Raw genomic sequence first — 4,707 nt, 5'->3', positions numbered from 1 at the left:
GGACGTATGATTTGCTCTATAATGTATGGTCTTGAAAGCTCAAGCTCAAAATCAGAAGGTGTTGCAGAAACAAATATTACCTGATCTATCTTTTGCATGAACTCATCAAATTTAAGCGGTCTGTTATCCAAAGCACTCGGCAATCTAAATCCATATTCAACAAGCGTTTTTTTTCTGGAATAATCACCTTCATACATACCTTTTATTTGAGGTATTGTAACATGGGATTCATCTATTATGAGCAAAAAATCTTTATTAAAATAGTCTATTAATGATATAGGGGGTTCACCTGGCAGTCTACTTGAAAAATGAATAGAGTAGTTTTCAATCCCACTGCATGTACCTGTTTGTTCAATCATCTCAAGATCAAAATTAACCCTTTCTTCTATACGCTGGGCTTCCAAAAGTTTATTTTGAGATTTAAAGTACTGAATGCGCTCTCTTAGCTCTTCCCTGATTCTGTGAATGGCTATATCTCTTTTTTGCTTTGTTGATACATAATGGCTAGCTGGAAAAATTACTGCAGAATCTTTTTTTTCAATTAGCTTGGCTGTAAGTGGGTCAAAAATTGATATTTTTTCAATTGTATCATCAAAAAATTCAACCCTCAAAGCCATATTTTTAAAATATGAAAGATACACGTCAACAATATCGCCCCTTACACGAAAATTACCTCTTATAAAATCAATATCATTTCTCTTATATAAAAGTTCGACTAAAATCTCCAAAAATTTTCTTATGTTCAGTTTATCTCCTACATTAATTTTAAAAGACATACCTTCATAGTCTTCTTTTTCGCCTATACCGTAAATACAGGAAACACTTGCAACAACAATAACATCTTTTCTTGTAAGTAGGCTCATTGTAGCTTTTTGCCTTAGTCTATCTATTTCGTCATTTATGGATGAGTCTTTTGCAATGTATGTGTCTGTTCTTGGTACATATGCTTCTGGCTGATAATAATCGTAATAGCTAATAAAGTATTCAACTGCATTTTCTGGAAAAAAATTTGCAAACTCAGTATAAAGTTGACTTGCAAGAGTTTTATTGTGTGAAATAACAAGCACAGGTTTATCTATATTTTTAATTACATTTGCTATCGTGAAAGTTTTACCACTTCCCGTTACGCCAATTAATGTTTGAAATTTAATACCTTTTTTTATATTTTCGCTTAAATTTTTTATTGCGTGTGGCTGATCGCCTGTGGGTTTATAGTCTGAGTAAAGCTTATATATCATTTTGCAACCTCTTAATTAATTGGGTTGAAGATGCGATTTTATCTAAAAACAATACACCATCCAAATGGTCTATCTCATGTTGAATAACAACTGCTTCAAACCTTTTTGCCTCCAGAATCTGTTTTTTACCATTTAAATCAATATATTCCAGGGTTATTTTTTTTGGCCTTGCAACATAGCCCAAATAATCTGGCACACTAAGGCAACCTTCTTTTGTAACTATTTCGTCTGAGCTTTTTTCTAAAATAACAGGATTAATCATAATAAGCCTGCCATGATTTTTATTTTTTGTCTTAGACACATCAACAGCAACAATTCTTACCAAATGGCCAATTTGAACAGCAGCAATGCCTACACAATGATTATAAAAGTCAAGTACAAATGTTAATTTATCAATTACAGATAACACACTACTATCAATTGATTCTATACGGACAGATTGTTTTTTTAAAAGTTTATCTGGAAACTTTACGATTTCTATCATTCATATATTGTAAGACTCAACAGGTCTGATTGAAAAGTCAACACCCATTTCTTTTGCAATCTCATCTAAAATCTCGTTTACTTTGCCTATATTTACTTTTGGTGGCACTTCAACTTCCAAGATCATTATGTATATATCTTTTTTTGCGCCTGAAACCCTTGTTTTTAAATCAACAATATTTATATCTAAATAACTTAAAGCCGTAGTTGTTTTATAAACAATACCTTTTTTATCGCTGCCGTATATTGATATCATATAATGCTTGGCTTGTTGCTTTTGTTCATCTAAAACTTCGATTTTTCGAACAGATATACTTAGTTGTAAGTCTTTTCTTGCTTTTGCAAAAGCTTTTTTAAGGTCAATCAAACCCACTTCTTTATCTGTTGACACAATGAGTATCATGGAAAATTGGTCTCTCAAAAGCGTTGACGAAGAATCCTCTATATTAAAATCCCACTCGTATAAAACCTTTGCGACACTGCTGACAATGCCTGGTTTATCTTTACCAATAACTGTTAAAGCGTAATAATGCTTCATGTTAAATAATTATAAGTATTTTTTTACAAAAAACAAATTAAACTTTTCCATACCTAAAGGATATAACTATAGCACTCATAATGAATAAAATGCCAATAAATTGCCACAAATCAATTGTTTGCTGAAAAAAAATATAGGCCAGCACTGTAGAGCCAATAATTTCACCTAAAGTTGTAATTGCTACAGCAGTTGCTTTTAAATACTTCAATGCCCAGTTAAATGCCGTATGTCCAATAAGCTGTGGCACGATTGCAAGTAAAAAAATAAAAGAAAAATCTCTACTTGAGTAATTTATGATATCCTCATTTGCAAATATAGCCAATATAGTTATAAAAATTGCAGCAAAAGTATATACTAAAGTAACGTATCTGTTTGTATCCATATTTTTTCTTAGTTTGGAGCCAATAATAAAGTAAAAACTTACGCTAAAAGCACCAATAATTGCCAAAATATCTCCAAATAAAGCTGTTTTGTCAATTTTTTCACTTAAAAGATTGCCATCGCTTGCTGTTATAATAACTGTACCAACAAAAGATGCGATTAATGCAATTACTACCTTTGGCGAAATTTTTTCTTTCATTAGAATTAAAGACAATACTACAACAAAAAATGGGTTTGTACTAACAAGCACAACAGAACTTGCAATAGACGTATATTTCAATGAAGCAATCCAAAAATAAAAATGCATAGCCAAAAATACACCGCTTGCAAAACCCAATAAAAGTTCTTTTCTAGATAAAGGAAATAATTTATTCTTGTTTATAAAATTCATTAAAAGCAATATAAAAGCTGCAATATCAAGTCTGTACATTGATAAAACAATACTTGGGACATTTGCACATTCTTTTATAAAAATAGATGCAAAACTTACGCCTATTATACCAATTAAACTTGCTAAAACTATTTTATTCTTATTCAAAACTATGCTCTGTCCTTGCTATGATTTCATTTTGCAACTGTTCGTTTAAATGGCAAAAATAATCACTGTATCCTGCTACTCTTACTATCAAATCAGAGTAATCTTGAGGTTTTTTTTGAGCTTGCCGTAGAGTATGCGCATCAACAACATTAAATTGCACATGATGACCATCTAGCTTAAAGTAGGCTCTAATTAAACTAACTAATGAATCTGTACCTTTTTTGTCTTTCAACAAATCTGGTGTAAATTTCATATTAAGAAGTGTTCCGCCAGTTTTTATATGATCCATCTTTGATGCAGATTTTATAACAGCAGTTGGTCCTTTTCTATCTGCACCCTGCACTGGCGATATACCTTCAGAAATCGGCTCATATGCTAGTCTACCATCAGGTGTTGCAAGCATTTTTGATCCAAAATAAACATGTACAGTTGTGGGAAGCATATTTATTCTAAATGTCCCGCCTTTGTATGTTGTTTTACCATCAATATTATTAAAAAATTCTTCAAATACTTCCTGCATAATGTTATCTGCATAATTATCATCATTTCCATATTTTGGCACTTTATTAAGCATAATTTGTCTTTGAACTTCAAAGCCTTCAAAATTGGATTTTAGCATTGAAAGTAAATCTTGTGGTCTTATTGTTTTTTTCTCAAATACAAGATACTTTATACTTGAAAGACTATCTGTAATTGTACCAATGCCCGTACCCTGTATATAGCAGGTATTGTACCTTGCGCCGCCCGCATTAAAGTCTTTGCCGTTTTTTACGCAATCATCAATTAAAATTGATAAAAACGGGGCAGGGCAGTATTTTGCATATATCTGCTCAATAACAAGGTTACCTTTAATTTTCACATCTGTAAAGTATTTTAGTTGTTTTTTAAAAGCATCAAATAATTCATTGAATGTTTCAAAATCTTTAAAATCACCTGTTTTTAAACCTATTTGTTTGTTTGTTAAGGGATCCATACCGTTATTTAATGTAATTTCCAAAACCTTTGGAAGACTAAAATAACCTGTTAAAGTATAACTTTCTTTTCCAAAAGCACCTGCTTCCACACAACCGCTTGTACCACCAAGCCTTGCATCTTCTATGGATTTACCTTGCCTTAGCAATTCTTGAACAACAGCATCGGCATTAAAAATAGCAGGTTGCCCAAAACCTGTTTTTATTATGTCTATGGCCCTTTTGATAAATTCATCTGGCGTTTTTTTGCTTACATGGATTGATGGATTTGGTTGTACAAGTCGCATTTCTTCAATTACATCCAGTATTAAATAAGACAACTCATTAACGCTGGGGTCGCCTTTTTCATCCAATCCACCTAAATTTATTTGAGCAAAATCAGTGTATGTTGCACTTTCCTGTGCTGTTACTCCAACTTTTGCTACAGCCGGATGATTATAGAATTTTATCCATAAACACTCTAACAATTCTTTTGCTTTTTCTTTTGTTAGATTACCATTTTCTATATCTTTTTTATAAAATGGTGTTTTTATAAAAAGTGCCGAGATTTCAAGACCA

At 31.8% G+C, this 4,707-nt stretch carries 5 protein-coding genes; all 5 read right to left on the bottom strand.

Annotated elements, in window-relative coordinates:
- Positions 1 to 1,238 (bottom strand): DEAD/DEAH box helicase family protein (locus Q0C22_RS08345; protein WP_291493687.1); only part of this gene is annotated, 1,238 nt, incomplete at its 3' end.
- Positions 1,228 to 1,722, bottom strand: coding sequence for a peptide deformylase (gene def, locus Q0C22_RS08340; RefSeq protein WP_291493685.1), 495 nt, complete (start codon positions 1,720 to 1,722; stop codon positions 1,228 to 1,230). The genes def and Q0C22_RS08345, both read right to left, overlap by 11 nt.
- Entirely contained in the window at positions 1,723 to 2,259 is a 537-nt protein-coding gene (locus Q0C22_RS08335; RefSeq protein WP_291493683.1) for an ACT domain-containing protein, read from the bottom strand. It abuts the gene before it with no gap.
- A 37-nt stretch (positions 2,260 to 2,296) separates the two neighbouring features.
- Entirely contained in the window at positions 2,297 to 3,178 is an 882-nt protein-coding gene (locus Q0C22_RS08330; RefSeq protein WP_291493681.1) for a DMT family transporter, read from the bottom strand.
- Positions 3,171 to 4,707, bottom strand: a 1,537-nt coding sequence (locus Q0C22_RS08325) for a pyruvate formate lyase family protein (protein WP_291493679.1), incomplete at its 5' end; no start/stop codon positions are given. The genes Q0C22_RS08325 and Q0C22_RS08330, both read right to left, overlap by 8 nt.

Origin of the sequence: Desulfurella sp., assembly GCF_023256235.1 — a bacterium.
Taxonomy (GTDB): domain Bacteria; phylum Campylobacterota_A; class Desulfurellia; order Desulfurellales; family Desulfurellaceae; genus Desulfurella.
The sequence above is the reverse complement of the archived record's forward strand: the minus strand, read 5'-3'. Positions and strand labels throughout refer to the sequence as shown.

Excerpts from the sequence above, each read along its gene's own strand:
- def (WP_291493685.1), bottom strand. The coding sequence starts at position 1,722 with ATGATAGAAATCGTAAAGTTTCCAGATAAACTTTTAAAAAAACAATCT.
- Q0C22_RS08335 (WP_291493683.1), bottom strand. The coding sequence starts at position 2,259 with ATGAAGCATTATTACGCTTTAACAGTTATTGGTAAAGATAAACCAGGC.